Annotated in this window: 5 protein-coding genes; all 5 read left to right on the forward strand. The window is 64.5% G+C overall.

Features of this window, described 5'->3' with window-relative positions:
- Window positions 1–516, forward strand: a 516-nt coding sequence (locus tag CRT60_RS03845; protein ID WP_143273081.1) for an IS3 family transposase, incomplete at its 5' end; no start/stop codon positions are given.
- Window positions 482–709, forward strand: a complete 228-nt coding sequence (locus tag CRT60_RS35475; RefSeq protein ID WP_143273077.1) for a hypothetical protein — start codon at window positions 482–484, stop codon at window positions 707–709. The genes CRT60_RS03845 and CRT60_RS35475, both read left to right, overlap by 35 nt.
- Before the next feature lie 433 nt (window positions 710–1,142).
- Window positions 1,143–2,000, forward strand: coding sequence for an ABC transporter ATP-binding protein (locus CRT60_RS03850; RefSeq protein WP_098735109.1), 858 nt, complete (start codon window positions 1,143–1,145; stop codon window positions 1,998–2,000).
- 4 nt (window positions 2,001–2,004) lie between these two features.
- Window positions 2,005–2,811, forward strand: coding sequence for an ABC transporter permease (locus tag CRT60_RS03855; RefSeq protein WP_098735110.1), 807 nt, complete (start codon window positions 2,005–2,007; stop codon window positions 2,809–2,811).
- Window positions 2,808–3,551: an ABC transporter permease gene (locus tag CRT60_RS03860; RefSeq protein WP_098735111.1), complete on the forward strand. Its 744-nt coding sequence runs from the start codon at window positions 2,808–2,810 to the stop codon at window positions 3,549–3,551. Before CRT60_RS03855 ends, CRT60_RS03860 begins: the two co-directional genes overlap by 4 nt.
- The last annotated feature ends 141 nt before the right edge of the window (window positions 3,552–3,692 follow it).

The following is a 3,692-nucleotide window of genomic DNA, read 5'->3' on the forward strand; positions in this document are numbered from 1 at the left end:
AACGCCTTGTGGTTGGCCGATTTCACGTACGTATCGACATGGCAGGGCTTCGTCTACGTGGCCTTCGTCATCGACGCCTTCGCGCGCCGCATCGTGGGCTGGCGGGTATCCAGCACAGCCCATGCCCACTTCGTTCTGGATGCGCTCGAACAGGCACTCCACGACCGCCGGCCCGCCAAGGGCAGCGGCCTCATCCACCATAGCGACCGTGGATCGCAATATGTTGCGATCCGCTACACCGAGCGTCTCACCGAAGCCGGCGTCGAGCCCTCCGTAGGCAGCGTTGGCGATTCCTACGATAACGCGTTGGCCGAGACCATCAACGGTCTCTACAAGACCGAAGTGATCCGGCGCCGTGGGCCATGGCGCACCTTGGAGGCTGTCGAGTTCGCCACCTTGGAGTGGGTCGACTGGTTCAACCACCGGCGCCTCCTCGAACCCATCGGCAACATTCCTCCCGCCGAGGCCGAAGCACGCTATTATGCCCAAACCGAGGACGTCGCCATGGCGGCGTGACTCAACCAATCCGGCCTCCGACAAACCCGGCGCGGTTCACCGCGCCTTCCGCGACGGCGATCCCCCCATCGGCTCCGCCGACGCCGTGCCGCGCACAAGCATCCGCGCCTTCGAGGACATCGTGCCCAAATCCACCGACTGGCGCGACCTCGCCCGACCCGATGAGGGGCCGGCGTCCCAAGCGGCGGAGTGACCCGTCCCTCTCGACCCGTCCCTCTCCTGCTCCAGGAGAGGGATTTTCAAACGGCCGACGCATTGTTGCGGCGCAACAGTTCTATTTTTAAAATCTACGCCATTTCTCCTATCTTCCGTAAGTAACCAAATAAAAAATGGTCTTTTGTCTTCTTTGATATTTCAAGATTTCAAAAAATTGCTGTAGACACGGACAATTCACCGTCTTACGCTTGATCTTAGATATCTGCGATGCGGCGAACGACGCGACGACCGGCCTCCGCGGACGCGGTGCCACCGCACTGGAAAGACGACAAGGGAAGGGATCGCATGAAGCGGATAGCCATTGCCATTCCGGCCGCTTCAGCCACCGCCGTGGCGACCGGATGGACCATCACCACCCCAGGAACCGCGCGCGGACGCGCTTCCCGGCCCAGCTTGAAAGGACAGTGACGATGCGTCTGGCCACAGCCTCCCAGATGGTCGCGGAAACGGCGACGGCCGAAGCCCATGTGGAATGCGCCGCGCTGACGCGCAGCTTCCCCGCCGTCAACGGGACCGGTGAACTGCCGGTCCTCGGTCCGATCAGCCTGTCGATCCGGCGGGGCGAGTTCTTTTCCGTCATCGGCCCGTCCGGCTGCGGCAAATCCACCTTCATGGACGTACTGGCCGGGCTGACCACGCCGACCGGCGGAACCGTTCGGTTCGAGGACAAGCCGGTGGTCGGCGGCACGGTGCCCGACGGGATCGGAGCGGTGTTCCAGCAGGACGCCTCGCTGCCCTGGCTCAGCGTGTGGGAGAACATCGCCTTCGGCCTGCGCCGACGCGGCACCGACCCGGTGGAGATCAAGCGGCTGGTCGATTATGCGCTGGGCTTCATGGGGCTGACTCCCTTCGCCCATGCCTACCCCAACCAGCTGTCGGGCGGCATGCGTCAGCGCACCTGCATCGCCCGCACGCTGGTGATGAAGCCGCGCCTGATCCTGCTGGACGAACCCTTTGCCGCGCTCGACGCGCAGACCCGTCTGCTGATGGGCGACGAGCTGCTGCGGCTGTGGCGGGAGACCAACGCGACGGTGGTCCTGATCACCCACGCGCTGGACGAGGCCGCTATGCTGTCCGACCGCGTCGGCGCCATGTCGGCCCGCCCCGGCCGCTTCATCGAACTGATCGAGACCGGATGGTCGCGCGACCGCGACAGCACCATCGTGTCCGACCCCGGTTATGGCGCGCTGTCCAGCCGCCTGTGGAGCGTCCTGCGCAAGGAATCGATGAAGGCGCTCGACCACTCGCTCGGCACCGAGAAGGAATGAGACCATGGGTTCCCTCGCTATGAGTCGAGGTCTTGTCCGAAGGCCGGTCAGGAACACCGTGCGGCGCCGGCGCATCCTGCTGGTGGCCACCGTGGTCGCGCTGCTGGAAGCGGCCTGCAGGGTCGGTCTGATCGATCCCAACACGATGGTCCCGCCCAGCAGCATGGTGGTTGCCCTGGCCGCCCTGCTGCGGGAGGAAGCCATCTACACCGACATGGCGCAGACCTTCTTCGCGGTCGGCGTTTCGGTGGTGGTGGCGACGGTCGCCGGGTTCCTGCTCGGCATCCTCATCCATTCCTTTCCGCGATTACGCCGCGCGGTGGCGCCGATCCTGACCAGCTATTACGCCATCCCGGTCTTCGCCTTCTATCCGGGGTTGGCGGCGGTTATGGGGCTGGGGCCGGGGCCGATCATCATCACGGCGATCTTCAACGCCGTCGTCAGCATGATCATCGCCACCATGGACGCCCTCGACCGTTTTCCCCGCGTACTACTGAAGCTCGCTCATATGCATCATTTCTCGTGGTGGCAGCGGGTGATCCATCTGCAATTGCCGGCCATCGCCTCGAATTTGCTGCCGGGGATCAAGTTGGTGGTCGCCTATTCCTTCATCGGCGTCATCGGCAGCGAGTTCCTGATGGCGGCGGCCGGGGTCGGCTACAAGATTTCCTACGCCTACGACAATTTCAACGTTCCTCGCATGTACGGGTTGATGTTGCTGGTCATTGTCGTGGTCGTCGTCATCAATTCCCTGCTGAGCGTTCCGGAACGCTGGTTCGCGGCGCGGGCGCTGGGACGGAGGGCCGAATGAAACAGATCCGCGACGCCTCCGACTTCCTCCTGCTGATCGCCGGGCTGCTGGTCGCCTGGCAATGTGTCAGCCTCGTGGTGGGCGGCCGGCTGGTCGTGCCGCCGCTGGAAACGCTGCGGGAGATCGGCGTGCTGTTCCACCGGCCCAGCTTCTGGGCACACGTCAACGCCACCGCTCTGGCCTTCGCCTACGCCAGCGCGATCACCATTGTGCTGGGTCTGCTGGCCGGGGTGTGGCTGGGCACCAACCGCGCCGCCTTCGAAACGACGGAGCCGATGCTGGCCTCCATCGCCTCGTTGCCCAAGGTGACGCTCTACCCGATCATCCTGACCATCTGCGGTCTCGGCCTGTCGGCCAAGGTGGCCTTCGGGGTCATCCACGGCATCGTCCCCATCACCCTGTTCACCATGGGCGCCGTCCGCAACATCCAGCCGATCTATCTGCGGGTCGGCGAGATGCACAACCTGTCGCCGCGTGCCCGCTTCTTCCATCTGCTGCTGCCGGCCGCCTTCCCGGAGATCTTCTCGGGCATCCGCGTCGGGCTGTCGGTGACGTTGCTGGGCGTCGTGCTGGGCGAGATGTTCGCGTCGCGCCTGGGTATGGGCTCGATGCTGATGGGCGCGATCGGGCTGGCCGATTTCCCGGCCATCGCTGCGGTCACGCTGATCCTGATCCTGGCCGCGACCGTGCTGAGTTCGGGCCTGCTGTGGATCGACCGCCGCCTGCATCATCGGGACTGAGGGGCTTGCAGCTTGCGCCCATCCCCAACCACATAACTTAGATATCTAATTCTTGGAGCCACGATCATGCTGACCGCCGAAGAGAACGATCTTCTGTGCCGCGTCGAGGGCGACGCCCCGATGGGCCGAATGATGCGGCGC

Source organism: Azospirillum palustre (genome assembly GCF_002573965.1).
Lineage (GTDB): Bacteria > Pseudomonadota > Alphaproteobacteria > Azospirillales > Azospirillaceae > Azospirillum > Azospirillum palustre.